The sequence below is a fragment of the Shewanella kaireitica genome (assembly GCF_023284045.1).
In the GTDB taxonomy this organism is placed as follows: Bacteria; Pseudomonadota; Gammaproteobacteria; order Enterobacterales; family Shewanellaceae; genus Shewanella; species Shewanella kaireitica.
This window is the reverse complement of sequence record NZ_JAKIKQ010000018.1, coordinates 1-17,680: the sequence shown is the minus strand read 5'-3', so window position 1 is coordinate 17,680 and position 17,680 is coordinate 1. Positions and strand designations below refer to the sequence as shown.

At 44.0% G+C, this 17,680-nt stretch carries 18 protein-coding genes, 1 tRNA gene and 2 rRNA genes; 15 read left to right on the top strand and 6 right to left on the bottom strand.

All coding sequences use genetic code 11. From position 1 onward, the window contains the following. Positions 1–8 precede the first annotated feature (8 nt). Complete coding sequence (locus L2730_RS18065) at positions 9–509, bottom strand: zinc ribbon-containing protein (RefSeq protein ID WP_248975868.1); 501 nt, start codon at positions 507–509, stop codon at positions 9–11. Positions 510–629: 120 nt separating this feature from the next. Here L2730_RS18065 and leuS point away from each other — a divergent pair, with 120 nt between their 5' ends. The 14 genes from leuS to lipA all read left to right on the top strand — a co-directional run bounded on the left by leuS (position 630) and on the right by lipA (position 14,665). Beyond that, positions 630–3,209, top strand: coding sequence for a leucine--tRNA ligase (gene leuS, locus L2730_RS18060; RefSeq protein ID WP_248975931.1), 2,580 nt, complete (start codon positions 630–632; stop codon positions 3,207–3,209). Positions 3,210–3,278: 69 nt separating this feature from the next. Then, complete coding sequence (locus L2730_RS18055; protein ID WP_220739162.1) at positions 3,279–3,773, top strand: LPS-assembly lipoprotein LptE; 495 nt, start codon at positions 3,279–3,281, stop codon at positions 3,771–3,773. After that, positions 3,773–4,804, top strand: a complete 1,032-nt coding sequence (gene holA / locus L2730_RS18050) for a DNA polymerase III subunit delta (RefSeq protein WP_248975867.1) — start codon at positions 3,773–3,775, stop codon at positions 4,802–4,804. Before L2730_RS18055 ends, holA begins: the two co-directional genes overlap by 1 nt. Then, positions 4,804–5,457 carry a nicotinate-nucleotide adenylyltransferase gene (nadD, locus tag L2730_RS18045; protein ID WP_248975866.1) on the top strand — a complete coding sequence of 218 codons (654 nt, stop codon included), beginning with the start codon at positions 4,804–4,806 and terminating at the stop codon, positions 5,455–5,457. Before holA ends, nadD begins: the two co-directional genes overlap by 1 nt. 105 nt (positions 5,458–5,562) lie before the next feature. Next, positions 5,563–5,892 carry a ribosome silencing factor gene (gene rsfS, locus L2730_RS18040; RefSeq protein ID WP_020913936.1) on the top strand — a complete coding sequence of 110 codons (330 nt, stop codon included), beginning with the start codon at positions 5,563–5,565 and terminating at the stop codon, positions 5,890–5,892. Next, positions 5,892–6,362 carry a 23S rRNA (pseudouridine(1915)-N(3))-methyltransferase RlmH gene (rlmH, locus tag L2730_RS18035; protein WP_020913937.1) on the top strand — a complete coding sequence of 157 codons (471 nt, stop codon included), beginning with the start codon at positions 5,892–5,894 and terminating at the stop codon, positions 6,360–6,362. Before rsfS ends, rlmH begins: the two co-directional genes overlap by 1 nt. 84 nt (positions 6,363–6,446) lie before the next feature. Further along, positions 6,447–8,303 (top strand): penicillin-binding protein 2, encoded by a 1,857-nt coding sequence (mrdA, locus tag L2730_RS18030; RefSeq protein WP_248975865.1) that lies wholly within the window; start codon positions 6,447–6,449, stop codon positions 8,301–8,303. Beyond that, entirely contained in the window at positions 8,300–9,406 is a 1,107-nt protein-coding gene (rodA, locus tag L2730_RS18025) for a rod shape-determining protein RodA (RefSeq protein WP_220739172.1), read from the top strand. The genes mrdA and rodA overlap by 4 nt, the downstream gene beginning before the upstream one ends. Positions 9,407–9,495: 89 nt before the next feature. Next, positions 9,496–10,494: a lytic murein transglycosylase B gene (mltB, locus tag L2730_RS18020; protein WP_248975864.1), complete on the top strand. Its 999-nt coding sequence runs from the start codon at positions 9,496–9,498 to the stop codon at positions 10,492–10,494. After that, positions 10,481–11,269, top strand: coding sequence for a septal ring lytic transglycosylase RlpA family protein (locus L2730_RS18015; RefSeq protein WP_248975863.1), 789 nt, complete (start codon positions 10,481–10,483; stop codon positions 11,267–11,269). Before mltB ends, L2730_RS18015 begins: the two co-directional genes overlap by 14 nt. Before the next feature lie 103 nt (positions 11,270–11,372). Further along, a complete protein-coding gene (locus tag L2730_RS18010; protein ID WP_044556056.1) occupies positions 11,373–12,545 on the top strand; it encodes a serine hydrolase in 1,173 nt (390 codons plus the stop codon). A gap of 141 nt (positions 12,546–12,686) precedes the next feature. Then, the gene (ybeD, locus tag L2730_RS18005; protein WP_248975862.1) at positions 12,687–12,953 is read left to right on the top strand and encodes a DUF493 family protein YbeD; all 267 of its coding nucleotides are present in this window, start codon (positions 12,687–12,689) and stop codon (positions 12,951–12,953) included. Positions 12,954–13,046: 93 nt separating this feature from the next. Beyond that, entirely contained in the window at positions 13,047–13,703 is a 657-nt protein-coding gene (gene lipB, locus L2730_RS18000) for a lipoyl(octanoyl) transferase LipB (RefSeq protein ID WP_248975861.1), read from the top strand. Next, positions 13,700–14,665: a lipoyl synthase gene (lipA, locus tag L2730_RS17995; RefSeq protein ID WP_248975860.1), complete on the top strand. Its 966-nt coding sequence runs from the start codon at positions 13,700–13,702 to the stop codon at positions 14,663–14,665. The genes lipB and lipA overlap by 4 nt, the downstream gene beginning before the upstream one ends. A gap of 78 nt (positions 14,666–14,743) precedes the next feature. Here the strand turns inward: lipA and rimI are convergent, their stop codons facing one another. The 3 genes from rimI to L2730_RS17980 form a co-directional block, all read right to left on the bottom strand. After that, a complete protein-coding gene (gene rimI / locus L2730_RS17990) occupies positions 14,744–15,181 on the bottom strand; it encodes a ribosomal protein S18-alanine N-acetyltransferase (RefSeq protein ID WP_248975859.1) in 438 nt (145 codons plus the stop codon). Then, positions 15,181–15,528 carry a hypothetical protein gene (locus tag L2730_RS17985; protein ID WP_248975858.1) on the bottom strand — a complete coding sequence of 116 codons (348 nt, stop codon included), beginning with the start codon at positions 15,526–15,528 and terminating at the stop codon, positions 15,181–15,183. The genes rimI and L2730_RS17985 overlap by 1 nt, the downstream gene beginning before the upstream one ends. A 126-nt stretch (positions 15,529–15,654) precedes the next feature. Further along, a tRNA-Trp gene (locus tag L2730_RS17980) sits at positions 15,655–15,731 on the bottom strand. Between the two features lie 321 nt (positions 15,732–16,052). On the opposite strand from L2730_RS17980, the gene L2730_RS17975 reads away from it, so the two are divergent. Continuing rightward, positions 16,053–17,003 carry a patatin-like phospholipase family protein gene (locus L2730_RS17975; RefSeq protein ID WP_248975857.1) on the top strand — a complete coding sequence of 317 codons (951 nt, stop codon included), beginning with the start codon at positions 16,053–16,055 and terminating at the stop codon, positions 17,001–17,003. 249 nt (positions 17,004–17,252) lie between these two features. Here L2730_RS17975 and rrf read toward each other — a convergent pair. Then, positions 17,253–17,368 (bottom strand): 5S ribosomal RNA (gene rrf, locus L2730_RS17970). Positions 17,369–17,587: 219 nt separating this feature from the next. Further along, positions 17,588–17,680: ribosomal RNA gene (locus tag L2730_RS17965) — 23S ribosomal RNA — on the bottom strand; the annotation flags it as partial.

Below are 17,680 nucleotides of genomic sequence, written 5' to 3'. Positions count from 1 at the left end.
CTGCCCGATTACGGTGCTAATGCTTCGCGGGTAAATTCACCATTGTCGCATTCGGTGCAATCAGAAACTACGCCTGGAAATTCGATTTTTGCCTCATGGCCACACGCAGTACAAACCATGGTTCCCTGGCCTACTATTTCGCCTGTTTCATAGTAGCCATGATGCTTAAAGTCCTGTGCAACTTCATGCCACTCCACCTGACTTCTATCAGTAATTTCGCTGAGCCAATGCCATAAAGTGTTCTCTACTGTGATCATTGTCGGGCTATGACTAAGGTCGGTGGCATTTTTCTCTTGTAGAAAACTGGCAATATCACGTTTTAAAAATTGTTCAACCAAAGCCAACTCTTCAGCTTTTGCTTGCTCTTTAATGGCTAAGAATTCTTTACTGTTTTGGGTCTGCTGATACAAACTCTTTACAGTCAATGAGTTATCATCACTATATTGAGCTTTTATCTGTTGAATAAGCGCCTCATACAGCGAAAGTAACTCAGTACTTTTATCACTCATAGTAAATACTCCTTCTACGAACCTTTTTAATGACTCACTTCTAGTTTATTCTATGTCGATATAACTCGCGCGAAAATAGCGCGAGATCAAACAATAGGCGGCATGGCCGGAAATAGATTGATGCAAGAGCAATATACTCCTTCTGAAATTGAAGCAAAAGTGCAACAGCACTGGAAAGACGAAAAGACATTTGAAGTTACCGAAGATGCAAACAAAGAAAAGTTCTACTGCCTTTCTATGTTTCCATACCCTTCAGGTCGACTACACATGGGCCATGTACGTAACTACACCATAGGTGATGTAGTCGCTCGTTACCAGCGCCTGCAAGGCAAAAATGTTCTACAACCTATTGGTTGGGACTCATTTGGTCTGCCTGCAGAAAACGCAGCGATTAAAAATAACACCGCACCAGCCCCATGGACCTATGAGAACATAGACTACATGAAGAACCAGCTTAAAATGCTGGGTTTTGGTTATGACTGGTCACGTGAAATTGCCACTTGTACGCCAGAGTACTACCGCTGGGAACAATGGTTCTTCACTAAGCTGTATGAAAAAGGCTTGGTTTATAAGAAGACTGCTAACGTAAACTGGTGTCCAAATGATGAAACCGTGCTTGCGAACGAGCAAGTTATCGACGGCTGCTGCTGGCGCTGTGATACTACCGTTGAGCAGAAAGAGATCCCACAGTGGTTTATTAAAATTACTGAGTATGCCGACGAGCTTCTAAAAGATATCGACCAGCTCGATGAGTGGCCAGAGCAAGTTAAGACCATGCAACGTAACTGGATTGGTCGTAGTGAAGGCATCGAGATGACCTTCCAAGTTGCCGGTAGCGACAAAAGCTTTGATATCTATACCACACGTCCAGATACTGTTATGGGTGTCACCTACGTGGCTATCGCAGCTGCTCACCCTCTTGCGAAGCAAGCTGCTATCAATAACCCAGCATTAGCTGAATTTATTGAAGAGTGTAACAACGCTGATACCACTGAAGCTGCGATGGCAGCGATGGAAAAGAAAGGCGTTGCTACAGGCCTTAATGCAATCCATCCTCTGACAGGTAAAGAAGTGCCTATTTGGGTCGGTAACTTTGTCTTAATGAACTACGGTACTGGTGCAGTCATGTCTGTACCAGCGCACGATCAACGTGATTACGAGTTTGCGAAGAAATACGGCCTTACTATCGAAGGCGTCGTTAAGCCTGTTGATATCGAGCTTGATATCAGCGAAGAAGCCTACACTGAAAAAGGTGTACTGTTTAACTCAGGAGAGTTCGATGGTCTAGACTTCCAAGCCGCTTTTGACGCAATTGATGCCAAACTTAGTGCTGAAGGTAAAGGTAAGCGCCAAGTGAACTTCCGTCTACGCGACTGGGGTGTTTCACGTCAACGCTACTGGGGTGCACCAATTCCTATGGTGACTCTGGCTGACGGCACTGTGATGCCTACACCAGAAGAACAGCTACCAGTAATCTTGCCTGAAGATGTAGTTATGGATGGCATTCAGAGCCCAATCAAAGCCGATAAAGAGTGGGCTAAGACCACGATTAACGGCCAAGAAGCGTTCCGTGAAACCGATACCTTTGACACCTTTATGGAATCATCTTGGTACTACGCTCGCTACTGTAGCCCACATGCAGATGAGATGCTTGATCCTGCGAAAGCAAATTACTGGCTACCAGTCGACCAATACATTGGTGGTATCGAGCATGCCTGTATGCACCTATTGTATTTCCGTTTCTTCCATAAATTGCTCCGCGATACTGGACTGGTTAACTCTGACGAGCCAGCTAAACGACTGCTGACTCAAGGTATGGTATTAGCCGATGCTTACTACTATAACAATGAGAAAGGCGCACGCGTTTGGGTTGCACCAAGTGATGTGACCGTACTTGAAACTGATGACAAAGGCCGTACCGTTAAAGCTGTTGATAGCGAAGGTAATGAACTGGTTTATACCGGTATGAGCAAGATGTCTAAATCTAAGAATAACGGTATCGACCCACAAGAGATGGTCGATAAATACGGTGCTGACACCGTTCGTTTATTCATGATGTTCGCAGCGCCACCTGAGCTAACGCTTGAGTGGCAAGAATCAAGTGTTGAAGGCGCGCATCGCTTTATTAAGCGTTTGTGGAAAACAGCACACGATCATGTCGCTGCGGGCCCAACTGTAGCACTTGATGTTAAATCACTGAATGCTGGCCAAAAAGAGCTTCGTCGTGAGCTTCACAAGACCATCGCTAAAGTGGGTGATGATATTGAACGTCGTCAAATGTTCAACACAGCCATTGCATCTGTGATGGAGTTGATGAACCGCTTACAGAAAGCGCCAACTGATTCAGAGCAAGACAGAGCATTAATGCAAGAAGCATTAAGTGCTGTCACGCGTCTGCTTTACCCTATCATTCCTCACACTAGCTTTAGCTTGTGGAATGAACTTGGTAATACCGGTGCGATTGAAGACGTGCTATGGCCTGAAGTTGACGAGTCAGCACTGGTTGAAGACAGCAAACTTATCATCGTCCAAGTTAACGGTAAACTGCGTGCAAAAGTTACTGTTGCAGCTGATGCGAGTAAAGAAGCCGTTGAAGCAGCAGGGATGGCCGAAGAGGGTGTGGTTAAGCACACGGAAGGCAAAACCGTTCGTAAAGTTATCTACGTGCCGGGCAAACTGCTCAACATCGTCGCTAACTAAAGCAGTCTAATATAGACCTATGCCCTTTGTTTAACGCAAAGGGCAAACAAGGAAGACTAAACAAAACTTATGCTTATTAAACGCATATTTTTAGCAACCTTAGCACTGAGCGTACTGCTTAGTGCTGGTTGCGGCTTTAAATTACAGGGAAGCTACTCAATCCCTGAACAATTGCAAACGTTGAGCTTAAGCAGCCAAGACGAGTACAGTGAATTGACTCGTTTAGTGCGTGAACGTTTAAGGCTTAATAGTATTGCGGTTGTTGAGCCGGCAGATAACATTCCAACAGTTCGCATTATTAGCGATTCACTTGATCGCTCTACCCTGTCTATCTACCCTACGGGTAATGTGGCCGAATACGAACTGATCTACCAAGTTTCCTTTGCGGTGCAACTGCCTAAAGCTGAATCACAACGTTTTGAAGTTGACATTCATCGCGACTATTTGGACGATCCCCGTACAGCACTCGCTAAAAGTAGAGAGATGCAATTGCTACTCAAAGAGATGCGCAACCAAGCTGCCGACCGTATCATTCAAACCTTGGCAGCTACAGAGGTTAATTGATGCGGGTCTACCCAGATCAATTGCTGCGAAACCTCAGCCCATTACCCCAATGTTGCCTTATCTTTGGTGACGATCCATGGTTGTGTGAGCAAAGCCGAGTAGCGCTATACCAAGTCGCTAAGCAACAGGGCTTCGATGAGAAAATTCAATTAACTCAAGAGACTGGATTCAGTTGGAATGAGTTAATTGATCAATGGCAGGCGATGAGCTTATTTTCTAGTCGCCGCATTATTGAACTCACTCTGCCGACCGCAAAGCCGGGCACTGAGGGAAGTGCTATGTTTCAGTCATTAATGCAGATGGATAATCCAGATGTATTACTGATTTTAACAGGGCCTAAACTCGCGGCCGAACAAACTAAGAGTAAGTGGTTCAAATCACTTGATGCAAAAGGTGTATACGTGCCTTGTATCACACCTGAGGGTGCTCAGTTCCAGCGTTGGCTTGATGGCAGAATTAGCCATTATTCTTTGACGTTATCGCGTGATTCTCGGGAGATGCTATTTGCACTTTATGAAGGCAACTTACTCGCTGCAGATCAAGCCTTACAGCTCTTACAACTACTGAGTCCAACGGCACCTATCGAGCCTGAACAGCTAAGTCAGTATTTTGAAGACCAATCACGCTTTAGTGTGTTCCAGCTGACAGATGCCATGTTAAGCAACCAGCAAGATAAAGCGCAGCATATCCTGTCACAGCTTAAGAGCGAAGGCGTGGCAATGCCGATAATACTCTGGTCACTGTTCAAAGAGCTCGGTGTGTTACTGCAACTCAAGACTGCAGAAGTCAATGGCCAAGCTTTGCAAGGTCTTTGGAGTAAGCTGCGTATTTGGGACAAACGTAAACCTTTATACCAGCAAGCGATTAAACGTTTATCTCTAGCTCAAGTCGAAACCCTACTGTCGACTTCATCAACGTTAGAGTTAAAACTTAAGCAGCAAGGTATTGAGGATTGGACAGGCCTGAGCCACATCTGTCTATTATTTGATGCTAAAGCTCACGATGCACTTAAACATATAGTGCTCGACTAATGAAAATTGGTATTTTGGGCGGCACCTTCGACCCGATACACTTTGGTCATATTCGACCAGCACTTGAAGTACAACAGCAACTTGTATTAGATGAAGTCTGGTTGATGCCAAATCATATTCCACCACACAAAAATGGTACCCATGTAAGTACTGATGATCGCCTCGCAATGGCTCAAGCAGTATGTGAAGCTTTTCCACCGCTAAAACTATGTGCAATTGAAGCATTGCGAGAAAGCCCCTCATACACTGTCACAACGCTACAAGAACTTAAGCTACAGTATCCTCAACATGAATTTTATTTTCTAATGGGAATGGATTCATTTTTGGGGCTACAGAGCTGGTATCAGTGGCAAGACTTATTTGAGCTGTGCCATCTTGTTGTTTGCCAGCGCCCAGGCTCAAATATGTCATTAGAGCATCCCATGCATGCCATATTAAAATCCCATGAAGCGAGCTCTACATTAACATCTGTCAGCACAGCGCCTAAAACGGGTCACATCTTCCGAGTATCGATCACCGAGCAACCTTTTTCATCCACTCAAGTTCGAGCCGACCTCAATAAAGGGTTAACGGTTAACGATGCTTTACCTGCCTGTATTCAGCAATATATAAAACAGCATCAGCTATACGCAACAACGACCTATAATCCGTAACAAAAATCTTAAGCGCTAAAGTCACTATTTCTAATCTTCGCTATTAATCTACATCTCATTACCTGCTATACTATCGCGCTGTCTAAAAATTAATGGGGTATCCGCGTGGAAAGCGCCGAGCTAAAGCAATTTGTAATCGATAAGGTTGAAGACCTTAAAGCTAAAGATATTGTCGTCATGGACGTATCAGAGAAATCTAACATCGCCGATTTTATGGTGGTTTGTACGGGTAACTCAAAAACTCATGTAAAAGCAATCGCTGAAAATTTAGTGGTTGAGTCAAAACGTGCTGGCCTAAAGATTTTAGGTGTCGAAGGCCGTGAAAGCAGCGAGTGGGTTCTTGTTGACCTAGGCGATGTCATCATGCACGTAATGCAAGACCAAACTCGCGACTTCTACCAGCTTGAAAAGCTATGGTCAGAAAAACCTGAATAATGAAAATTCAGTTAGTTGCAGTAGGGACCCGCATGCCAGATTGGGTCGAAACAGGTTTCAAAGAATACCAGCGCCGTTTTCCTCGAGATATGGCGCTTGAGTTAATTGAAATCCCGGCTGGCAAACGCGGTAAAAATGCCGATATAGCTCGTATCCTCCAAAAAGAGGGCGAGTTAATGTTGGCGGCAATCCCAAAAGGTAACCATATTGTCAGTCTCGATCTTCCAGGTAAAAACCTGAAGACCCCCGAACTGGCGCAACAGATGAACAAATGGCTACTCGATGGCCGAGATGTTAGCCTGTTAATTGGTGGACCAGAAGGACTCTCTCCTGACTGTAAAAAAGCTGCGGCGCAAAGCTGGTGCTTATCAGCGTTAACCCTCCCCCACCCTTTGGTGAGAGTGATTGTTGCAGAAAGCCTTTACCGAGGCTGGAGTATTAACAATAATCATCCCTACCATAGAGAATAATATCGACTTTACATTCAGTTAGTCTTACCTTAGCAGGAATAAGATATGTGCTTGGCACCTTTTTTTGAGCAGGAGAAAATGTAAGTGTCCCCTAGAAAGCGCATCACCATGAACGACCACGCAGCTGAAGCCTCGCTGTTTAAACGTCGCGCTCTATTTACCTTCCTTTGTGTTTTCGTTCTGCTGAGCTTGCTGCTCGTAAACCTCTACCAGCTGCAGATCCTCTCTTACAAAGATTATGAAACACGCTCGAATGATAACCGCATCCGAGTCGTACCAGTCGCTCCAAGTCGCGGCCTTATCTATGATAGACATGGGCAACTACTGGCGGAAAACCAGCCATTCTTTTCATTAGAAATGGTGCCTGAAAAAGTCAGCGACATCAGTGGAACCCTAGATAAATTAAGCCAAGTTATCTCTCTATCTAGCGATGAAAAAGAGACTGTAATCGAAGCGCTTAAATATCACCGACGCTTCAAACCGCTAACCATCAAAAATAGACTCACCGAAGAGCAAGTGGCCGAATTTAGCGTCAACCAGCATCAGTTCCCTGGTTTTTCTATTGAAGCCGGTCTCAAACGTCACTATCCCTATAATGGCTTAATGACTCATGCTCTTGGCTATGTAGGCAAAATTAATAGCCGTGATAAAAGCTCACTTGAACGCAATAACAAGTGGAGTAATTACGCTGCAACAAAGGATATCGGTAAACAAGGTATCGAAAAGTTTTATGAAAGCATGCTGCTCGGTAAGCCAGGACATCTCGAAGAGGAGGTGAATAACCGAGGCCGAACTATTCGTACATTAAAATCTGAGCCACCTGTTCCTGGCCAAGATATCTATCTGACTTTAGATCTTAATCTACAGAAAAAAGCCATGGAACTGCTCAATGGACGTAGAGGGTCAGTTGTTGCCATAGATCCAAGAGATGGTGGCATCCTTGCACTTTTGTCCAGCCCCACTTATGACCCTAATCAGTTTGTACATGGGATCAGCAGTAAGGCCTACAACGAACTGCTTAATTCGACATCAAAACCGTTAATCAATCGTGCGACCCAAGGCCAGTATGCGCCAGCATCAACGGTTAAACCACACCTTGCTTTGCTTGGCTTAGAAAATAAAACTGTAAACCGAAAAACTCGTATTTGGGATCCTGGTTTCTGGCAGATCCCTGGGGTTGAACGTAAATACCGAGACTGGAAACGTTGGGGCCACGGTTGGGTTGATGTTAACAGTGCGATTGTGAGTTCATGCGATACTTACTTCTACGATTTAGCCTATAAAACAGGTGTCGATGCCATCGCCAACTTTATGGAGCCATTTGGCTTTGGTGAGCGCACCGGCGTCGATATTTTTGAAGAGTCCGCAGGGATCATGCCATCTAAAGATTGGAAGCGTTTACGCTATAACCAACCTTGGTATATTGGCGATACCATATCGGTCGGTATTGGACAGGGTTACTGGACGACTACCCCACTGCAGCTTGCCAATGCCACCGCTATTTTAGCAAATAAAGGCCGTCGCTTTGTGCCGCATATGCTCAAATCGATTCAAGATCAAACCGCTAAAATCGATTCCCCTGCAGATGAACTTGCGCCAATTGTGCTTAAAGACCCAAAGAACTGGGACATTATTAACGAAGCAATGCGAGACACAGCGCATAAATCACGTTTCACGGATGCCAAATATACAGCAGCGATGAAAACAGGTACCGCGCAAGTGTTCAGTGTGGCAGAAGACGCCAAGTACGACGCCGATACAATTGATGAGCGCCTTAGAGATAACGCCTTAATTATTGCTTACGCCCCCTATGAGAACCCTAAAATCGTTTTGGCTGTTGTGCTTGAAAACGCCGGTTGGGGTGGCGCTAATGCAGGCCCAGTCGCACGTGCTCTGCTTGATGAGTATTTACTAAGAGATTCATGGGGTGACAAAAAATGAGTGCTCATAACAACCGCCCTAATATTTGGCAACGTCTACATATCGATCTGCCACTATTAATCGGCTTACTTGCACTGATGGGCTTCGGGCTTGTCGTTATCTACTCTGCAGGTGGCGAAGATCTAGCACTTATGGATCGTCAGTTAGTTCGGATGGGGCTATCACTGGTCATTATGTTTGCCGTGGCACAAATAAACCCTGAAATTCTTAGGCGTTGGGCATTTCCCATCTATATAGCCGGAATAATTCTGCTACTCGGTGTGCACTTTTTTGGTGAGATCAACAAAGGAGCACAGCGCTGGCTCAACCTTGGTTTTATGGAGTTTCAGCCCTCAGAGCTAATCAAGCTCGCATTCCCGATAACCATGGCATGGTATATCAGTAAGTTTCCGCTGCCACCGAAAAAGCGCTATCTAGCGGGTGCTATTGTTATTTTATTGGTACCCACTCTACTTATCGCCAAACAGCCAGATTTGGGCACCTCAATTTTGGTTGCTGCTTCTGGTATTTTTGTACTGTTTCTTTCGGGCATGAGCTGGCGCATTGTAGGTGGCTGTGTCGGCGCGGTGTTGGCCATGTTGCCTGCTCTGTGGTTTTTCTTTATGCATGACTACCAACGCACACGTGTCATGACACTACTCGATCCCGAAAAAGACCCGCTGGGTGCAGGCTACCATATTATACAGTCGAAAATTGCCATTGGTTCAGGAGGCTTATGGGGTAAGGGCTGGCTCGATGGAACACAGTCGCAACTTGAATTTTTACCTGAACGCCACACTGACTTTATCTTTGCCGTGATTGGTGAAGAGTTTGGGCTTATCGGCAGTTTACTGCTGCTAACCCTGTACCTGTATGTTATTGGCCGCGGCCTAGTTATCGCCTCTCGCGCCCAAACCAGTTTTGCTCGCTTACTCGCAGGAAGTATTACTTTGACCTTCTTCGTTTACATTTTTGTAAACATTGGCATGGTTTCAGGATTATTACCTGTAGTAGGTGTACCTCTGCCACTGATAAGTTATGGTGGTACCTCGATGCTGACATTAATGACTGGATTTGGGATCTTAATGAGTATCCATACTCATAGACGCTTTATTGATAGATAACTGACTTCACGTTACAAATTCACTCGATTGCGCTTATAAACTCTGTCAGATGTTTAAGCGGCAGTCGAAGTATAAGGATTGTAGAACAGATGAAACTGTTGAATCGTATTCTAGCGCCAATAGCGCTGACTCTTTTATCAGGCTCCGTATTCGCCGATCAAGTCGAGCCTAATGTTGCTGAACTTAAAGCAGAGTTTTTGCAAACACAAAATGCTAAAGGCTTTAGCGACGTAGAAACTCAGGCATTTATTGATAATGCCGAATTTAACCAAGCAGTCATTGATGCGATGACCAAGCCATGGGAAGCTAAGCCTTGGCATCAGTACTACCCTATTTTTCTAACCGAAAAACGGCTAGATGCTGGACTTAAGTTCTGGAAAGAGCATGCCGACACCATTAAAAGAGCCTCAAAAGAGTTTAATGTTGACCCACAAATTATTGTGGCCATCATCGGTATTGAAACCTTTTATGGAGGCTATATGGGCAACTACCCAGTTAAAGATGCCTTATACACACTGGGCTTTCACTACCCTCCAAGAGCCACCTTCTTCCGAAAAGAGTTTGCCAATTTGCAAGAACTTGTCAAAGAAGAAAATCTTGATATTAACAACCTAAAAGGTAGCTACGCAGGCGCGATGGGCTTTGGTCAATTTATCCCATCCAGCTATCGTCATTACTCAGTCGATTTTGACAAGGACGGCAGCCGCGATCTGCTAAATAGCCCTGTTGATGCCATTGGCAGTGTCGCCAATTATTTCCATCAGCATGGTTGGCAGAAAAATCAGCCAGTAGCGTTGGAATTAACGTTAAATAAAGCATTACCTGCTACAGTGAAAACTTGGGCTGGAGAGAAGATGCACTACAAAATTGCAGATATTTTATCTCCAAACGTCGCTCTCGCTAAGTCAATGGACATCGATATTTCCCAGCCAGGTCTAGTCATCAAGCTTGAACAACAAGAACATGATGAGTATTGGTTAGGTCTGAAAAACTTTTATGTTATCACCCGCTATAACCGCAGCCCTTTATACGCTATGGCGGTATACCAGTTTAGTCAGGAACTTAAGCAAGCTTATGCAACGTATTAATCTTCTCCTTATCCTCTTCATCACAGTCTTGCTAGCAGCTTGTTCGAGTAGTGATAAAAGCCGTTACGATATTGCTGACGATAGAGCGCCAACATCTGCTCCAGACGTTTCGAAGGTTGAAGATGCACATCCAAAATTTGAGCCTTATAGCCGTGGTGGTAATAAAAAAAACTACACGGTTTTAGGTAAGAGTTATCAAGTAATGGATAGCGGTGAAGGTTACCAAGCTAAGGGTATTGCTTCGTGGTATGGCAGTAAGTTTCATGGCCATTTAACCTCCAATGGTGAAACCTATGACATGTACTCAATGTCAGCTGCTCACAAGAGCTTACCATTACCGAGTTACGTAAAAGTCACCAACCTTAAAAATGATAAAACAGTCGTTGTTAGGGTAAATGATCGCGGCCCATTCCATGAAGATAGATTGATAGATCTATCCTATGCAGCCGCTCACAGGCTCGACATGCTTAAAACAGGCACAGCAAATGTAAGCCTAGAGGTTATCTATATTGCAGATCCCGAATCAATAGCATTGGCGGAACTTAAAGGTACTGAACTTCATTTTATCCAAGTAGTGGCATCTTCTAATAAATCCCGTTTAGAGCTGCTCGCGAAAGATCTTGAACAGAAGTATCAAGTGAATAGCCGCCTTCAACAATCTAATAATTTATACCGTTTGCAGCTCGGCCCCATAGGTCAACAGCAGCTAGCCACAAAACTAACGGAAAAACTTAAACTGCAGGGTTACCCGCAAAGCTATTTAATCACTGAATGAAACAAGATTAATGAACCTATGGCGAATTACCTTGTCGACTAATGGTATACTTTGTGGAACTTCGCTTTCATCTTACCTAAACATAAAGACGTGCATTATTAATATGAATTTATTAAACCAACCAATAAAAACGCTTTTGCTCGCGACCTCAGTCGCCGCCTTTTCTGCACAAGCAGCTCCAGTAGTAACCCCTAATGCACCGACTGTTGCAGCCAAAGCATATGTCCTTTTGGACTACAATACAGGGCAGATTATTGCTGAAAACAACGCTTACGAGAGCCTTAACCCTGCCAGCTTAACTAAAATGATGACCAGTTATGTTATTGGTCATGAGATTAAAGTAGGAAATGTTTCACCATCAGATGAAGTGACCATTAGCAAGAATGCTTGGTCTAAAAACTTCCCTGATTCGTCAAAAATGTTTATCGAAGTAGGCAAGACTGTCTCAGTAGAAGAGCTTAACAAAGGCATCATTATCCAGTCTGGTAATGATGCGTGTGTTGCAATGGCTGAGCACATTGCTGGCACCGAAGATGGCTTTGTAGACCTCATGAATTCATGGGCGAAGCAGCTTGGCATGCAAGATAGCTACTTTGAAAACTCTCACGGCCTTGATTCAGATAATCACAAGACCACCGCCTACGACATGGCAATTTTAGGTGCGGCGATCATTCGCGACGTCCCTGAAGAGTATGCAGTCTATAAAGAGAAATCTTTTACTTATAACGGCATCAAACAATATAACCGTAATGGCCTTTTATGGGATAAAAGTCTAAATGTTGACGGTATTAAGACTGGCCACACTTCAGGAGCTGGCTACAACTTAGTAACCTCGGCGACCAAAGACGGCATGCGCTTGATCTCAGTCGTTATGGGAACAAAGAGCGAAACAGCTCGTAAAGCAGAAAGTAAAAAGCTGCTAAATTATGGCTTCCGCTTCTTCGAAACCGTGACTCCTTACCAAGCAGGCGACAGCTTCGTCACCCAAAAGATTTGGTACGGTGACAGAGAAACAATTGATTTAGGTGTCACCACCGATACGCCAATCACTATTAGCCGCGGGCAAGCTAAAAACTTGCAAGCTAACTTTGAACTCACCAAAGAGTTAAAGGCGCCAATTGCTAAAGGGGAAACCGTTGGCCGCATCTACTTCCAACTAAATGGTAAAGATATTGCTCAATTCCCGCTAGTTACTCTGCAAGAAGTCAATGAAGGCAGTTGGTTTAGCCAGCTAATGGATTACTTTAAGCAGATGTTTGAAGGCTGGTTTAGCTAACAGTTTCAATGCTGACAGAAGCCACCTAAGGGTGGCTTCTTGCGTTTAATGCAGCTGAAGTTATCAACAGTGGTATTACTAACCTTGAATTCGTTATAATTAGCACCATATTAAGGTTATTGAAATTCTCGAGAGTAAAAAATGTTAGATACTAGATTTGACGAGTTAATGGAGTTTCCAGCTTCTTTTCCATTTAAAGTTGTCGGTGATGCCAGTGATACCCTACAAGATCGCGTTTTGGCGGTCGTACAAGCTCTGGCACCTGGTGATTATGCGCCTTCAACCAAAGCATCAAGCAAAGGCACCTATTACTCTGTCACTATCCGTGTGACGGTTACAAGCAAAGAGCAAATAGAAAAATTGTACACTCAACTTGCCGAACTTGAAGGTGTTAAGCGCGTCTTATAAATATTACTCATTACTGATAAATGTGATCTGTCTTACATTTATCAATTTGAGGCGTATAATAGCCGCACTTATATTTGAGGGGAGAGGTTGCCCTTGCTAGAAAGCACTTTGCATATTCGCCATTTGGGTCGCCAAGATTACGAATCGGTATGGCATGCTATGCAGCATTATACCGATAATCGTGATGAAAATAGCCAAGATGAGATCTGGGTTGTTGAGCACACGCCTGTATTCACTCAAGGCCAAGCAGGTAAGAGCGAACATATCTTGAATCCCGGAGATATTCCGGTGATCCAAGTTGATCGTGGTGGACAAGTTACCTACCACGGTCCAGGGCAACTGGTTATTTATCCTCTGCTTGATATCAAGCGCCTGAAAGTAGGCGTGCGCCAACTTGTTACTCACATCGAACAAAGCATCGTCAACATGTTAAAACGCTATGGTGTAGAAGCTTACGCAAAAGCTGATGCACCTGGTGTATATGTTGAAGAGCGTAAAATTGCATCTTTGGGTCTTAGGATCAGAAAAGGATGCTCTTTCCATGGATTGGCCTTAAATGTGGATATGGATATGTCCCCTTTTCAACGTATCAATCCATGTGGCTATGCCGGTATGGAGATGATCCAATGCAAACAGCTAGGCGGCCCGCAAACCGTTGAAGAGGCTGGCAAGCAATTAGTTGAAACCCTTAGCCAAGAGCTCGGTTTAGCAAACCTAGTTCACCATCAAGGATTACCAGAGTCATTATGAATAGGCCTGAAAGATTACAACCTGGCGTTAAATTAAGAGATGCCGATAAAGTTTCACGCATTCCAGTGAAAGTTGTGCCGTCTGAGCGTGAAACGATGCTTAGAAAGCCAGACTGGCTACGGGTAAAACTGCCAGCTTCAAATCAACGTATCACAGAGATAAAGCAGGCTCTGCGTAAAAATGGTCTGCACTCTGTTTGTGAAGAAGCCTCGTGCCCTAACCTCTCTGAATGTTTCAACCATGGTACTGCAACCTTTATGATTTTAGGTGCTATCTGTACGCGTCGTTGTCCTTTCTGCGATGTTGCTCATGGTCGCCCGCTCAAGCCTGATGCTGAAGAGCCTAAGAAGCTTGCTCAGACCATCAAAGACATGAAGCTTAAGTATGTGGTTATTACCTCAGTCGATCGTGATGACCTTCGTGATGGTGGTGCTCAACACTTTGCAGACTGTATTCGAGAGATCCGCTTACTGAATCCGCAAATTAAAATTGAGACATTAGTCCCTGATTTCCGCGGCCGTATAGATAAAGCACTCGATATATTGGCTACTGAGCCACCAGACGTTTTCAACCACAACCTTGAAACAGCGCCAATGCATTATCGTAAAGCGCGTCCAGGTGCAAACTATCAGTGGTCACTTGATCTATTGAAAAAGTTTAAAGAACGTCACCCTGATGTGCCAACAAAGTCTGGTCTTATGATGGGTCTTGGTGAAAGTAATGAAGAGATTGCACAAGTGCTGCATGATCTTCGAGCTCACAACGTTGAAATGCTAACCCTTGGTCAGTACCTACAACCATCTAAATTCCATTTACCGGTTGAACGTTACGTGCCGCCTGCAGAATTCGATGAACTGAAAGATTTAGCTGAAAGCATTGGCTTTACTCATGCAGCCTGTGGTCCTTTGGTTCGTTCAAGCTATCATGCCGATCTGCAAGCACAGGGCAAAGAAGTAAAATAACTCTGTTTATGCTCTAGCGATTAAACAGATTAATTGGAATAGAGATAAAAATAGCGCCGTTTGGCGCTATTTTTTTATTTATAAAGCTAGAGACATCAAAATAGCGTCTTCGGTGCCGCTATCAGTTTTGTAATAACCTTTACGACCGCCTGAGCGTTCAAAGCCTGCTCTAACATACAGTGCTTGTGCACCGACTGCAGACTCACGAACTTCTAGCATTAGTACCTCCGCATCTTTTTTGCGAGCAAGGCTTATAACATTATCAAGCAACGCTTTACCGTAACCTTTACCTTGATGAACTGGCTCTACACAGATATCCATCAATGTCGCATCTTCAAAGATTTGATGCAGGATCGCAAAACCACATAATGCATCATTCTGGTAAATGCCTACGCAACTATAAAGATCACCGAAACAACTCTTAATCGTCGACTCTGTCATAGGGTGACTATGGGCGCTAGCGGCGATAAGAGCCATTTCAGACGAAGAATCGCCAGAAAGAGTAACTAGGTTCATCAAGGTCCCTTATGCTTCAGAAATGGCTGCATATTGCGCCATAGTGCTTTTTTAGCTTCCGGATTCGTTTCAATCTCATGAATAGGCGCAGAAAGTAACATCTCAGTGCTAACCGATGATTGTTTGCCACGCATATCCCAAATGACTTTTACATTAGCTTCAGCATTTGAAGCAAAGCGAACATGCTCGCGATCGTAGCCCATCAACTCTAATACCTTAGTGATGATCGGGCTACTCGTTTCGGTAAGCCTACGAGGGTTCACTAGCACCGTGGATAATTCAGGCTTTAATTCTGGCTTGATCCAACGGGTAACTCCCATCGCATCTAGGTAATCGCTCGATTTCATATAAGACCAAAAGGTAATAGAGACAAACAAGAATAACAGTTCACTTGCAGGCTTGTGAAGGCATCTAGCATTTAGTTAAATCCTAGATGCAAAAAAGCCGAGCTAATGCTCGGCTTTTTCTTTATTTGGCAGGGGTGGGGAGATTCGAACTCACAACATCCGGTTTTGGAGACCGGCGCTCTACCAATTGGAGCTACACCCCTGTTGACGAGACGCATTATGCGTAAACTGGCCTAAAAGGTAAAGTACTTTTTCAAGCAAAAGTTATCGACTGCTCTCTTTTCAATCAAAACAGTTAAAGCAAGTACATTTAGCAGACAAAGCAGGTCCGATTAACCCTAAAAAGCACATCTATGCAACAACGGACAGATATGAAAGAGAGGTGATAGGTAAACTCTATCTGGGCAATTTGTTTAATCAATTATACAACAAGATGAGTAAGCGTTAAATTTTCCCCTTAATTCTAGCCAAGCTTCCATCGTATTACCTATGGCCTAGCTTTAACATCCCAGAGAGTAACCATAATGATTAGTGACACTAATAGTCCCATAGCCCAAACTGCTTTGGTCGCTGAGGGCGGGGGTCAACGAGGTATTTTTACCGCGGGGATTTTGGATAGCTGGCTAGAACAAAACTTCAATCCTTTTAGCTTATTGATAGGGACCTCTGCAGGAGCACAAAACCTATCAAGTTATATCACCCAACAGCCAGGCTTCGCGCATCGAACAATCACAGAGTTTTCTAGCGATCCCAAGTTTTTTAGCTTAAGCCGGCCACTAAAGGGCCAAAACACAGTTGATCTAGATTGGTACTTTGACCAAGTGAATAGCAAATCAAAATATAAAGCTAGCATTCAACTCGACACGAACAAGGGCCTTCAAGAGTTAAACCGTAGGCAACTACTTATATCGACGACCAACAGTTCAAGTTACCAAGCTAGCTTTTACAAACCAAATAAAGACAACTGGCTAACATTGCTTAAAGCTTCAAGTGCTTTGCCCATGTTATATAAAGAGGGAGTCAAAATTGATGGAGATTACCAAGTTGATGGAGGACTTTCTGCACCACTTCCTGTTGAAGAAGCCTATAAACGCGGTGCTAAAAAAATAGTTGTGCTACGGACCCTACCCAGAGAATATGCAGCTCATACACCATGGGTAAATCGACTAAAATCTTGGGTTTGCACGTCTAACCAATGTCCAAAAGCCATCGATTTCTTTGTACATCACGAATATGCCTACCGGGATGCACTACGCTTTATAGAATCACCGCCGAGCGGTCTTGAGATCATCCAAATATTCCCAAAGAGGAGTCTAAAAAGCAGGTTAATCGGCAGCAAAAAAATTGCATTACAATCTGATTACGTACTTGGTAAACAGGCTGGAGTTGCGTTTATTAAACTGCACGCCAACTCTTTAACCCAAACTCCTCCGGTTAGCATTATCACTCCACGTAAAACATTACGTTACAGGTAGTTGTGGTATCTATACTTTAACAGCTCATTAGTTATAAATCGCAGACGTAAAAAAGCCCGTTGCGTTAGCAACGGGCTTGATACTCTCTTACGAGAAATTAGGCGCCTGGAAATGGCCTACTCATACATGGGCATATCGGCCACACACTGTCTTTAAAGTCCTAAGCGCTACAGAAAAATGATTAACTGACTCAATTTACAGACGTAAAAAAGCCCGCTATATAATAGCGGGCTTTTTTACTAATTAGGCGCCTGGAAATGACCTACTCTCACATGGGGAAACCCCACACTACCATCGGCGATACTGTGTTTCACTTCTGAGTTCGGAATGGGATCAGGTGGGACCACAGCTCTATGGTTTCCAGACAAATTTGGCATTACTTTCAGCTTTTAAAAAGCTAAAGGTAAAAAGTTTAGAAAGCTGTTACTCGCTGTCGCAAGTAAATATAAATTATTGAGTTAAACACACATTAAGTGCTTCTAATCTTAGTCGTATGACCTCCATGGATGGAGGAAATACTCGAAAATGCATGGAGCATTTTCAGTAGAACCTATTAGTCTACTCATAAAACCCATCAGGGTTGTATGGTTAAGCCTCACGAGTCATTAGTATCAGTTAGCTCAACGCCTCACAACGCTTACACACCTGACCTATCAACGTCCTAGTCTCGAACGGCT

Coding starts and splice junctions, on each gene's coding strand:
- L2730_RS18065 (WP_248975868.1), bottom strand. CDS start 509: ATGAGTGATAAAAGTACTGAGTTACTTTCGCTGTATGAGGCGCTTATT.
- leuS (WP_248975931.1), top strand. CDS start 630: ATGCAAGAGCAATATACTCCTTCTGAAATTGAAGCAAAAGTGCAACAG.
- L2730_RS18055 (WP_220739162.1), top strand. CDS start 3,279: ATGCTTATTAAACGCATATTTTTAGCAACCTTAGCACTGAGCGTACTG.
- holA (WP_248975867.1), top strand. CDS start 3,773: ATGCGGGTCTACCCAGATCAATTGCTGCGAAACCTCAGCCCATTACCC.
- nadD (WP_248975866.1), top strand. CDS start 4,804: ATGAAAATTGGTATTTTGGGCGGCACCTTCGACCCGATACACTTTGGT.
- rlmH (WP_020913937.1), top strand. CDS start 5,892: ATGAAAATTCAGTTAGTTGCAGTAGGGACCCGCATGCCAGATTGGGTC.
- rodA (WP_220739172.1), top strand. CDS start 8,300: ATGAGTGCTCATAACAACCGCCCTAATATTTGGCAACGTCTACATATC.
- mltB (WP_248975864.1), top strand. CDS start 9,496: ATGAAACTGTTGAATCGTATTCTAGCGCCAATAGCGCTGACTCTTTTA.
- L2730_RS18015 (WP_248975863.1), top strand. CDS start 10,481: ATGCAACGTATTAATCTTCTCCTTATCCTCTTCATCACAGTCTTGCTA.
- L2730_RS18010 (WP_044556056.1), top strand. CDS start 11,373: ATGAATTTATTAAACCAACCAATAAAAACGCTTTTGCTCGCGACCTCA.
- ybeD (WP_248975862.1), top strand. CDS start 12,687: ATGTTAGATACTAGATTTGACGAGTTAATGGAGTTTCCAGCTTCTTTT.
- lipA (WP_248975860.1), top strand. CDS start 13,700: ATGAATAGGCCTGAAAGATTACAACCTGGCGTTAAATTAAGAGATGCC.
- rimI (WP_248975859.1), bottom strand. CDS start 15,181: ATGAACCTAGTTACTCTTTCTGGCGATTCTTCGTCTGAAATGGCTCTT.
- L2730_RS17985 (WP_248975858.1), bottom strand. CDS start 15,528: ATGAAATCGAGCGATTACCTAGATGCGATGGGAGTTACCCGTTGGATC.
- L2730_RS17975 (WP_248975857.1), top strand. CDS start 16,053: ATGATTAGTGACACTAATAGTCCCATAGCCCAAACTGCTTTGGTCGCT.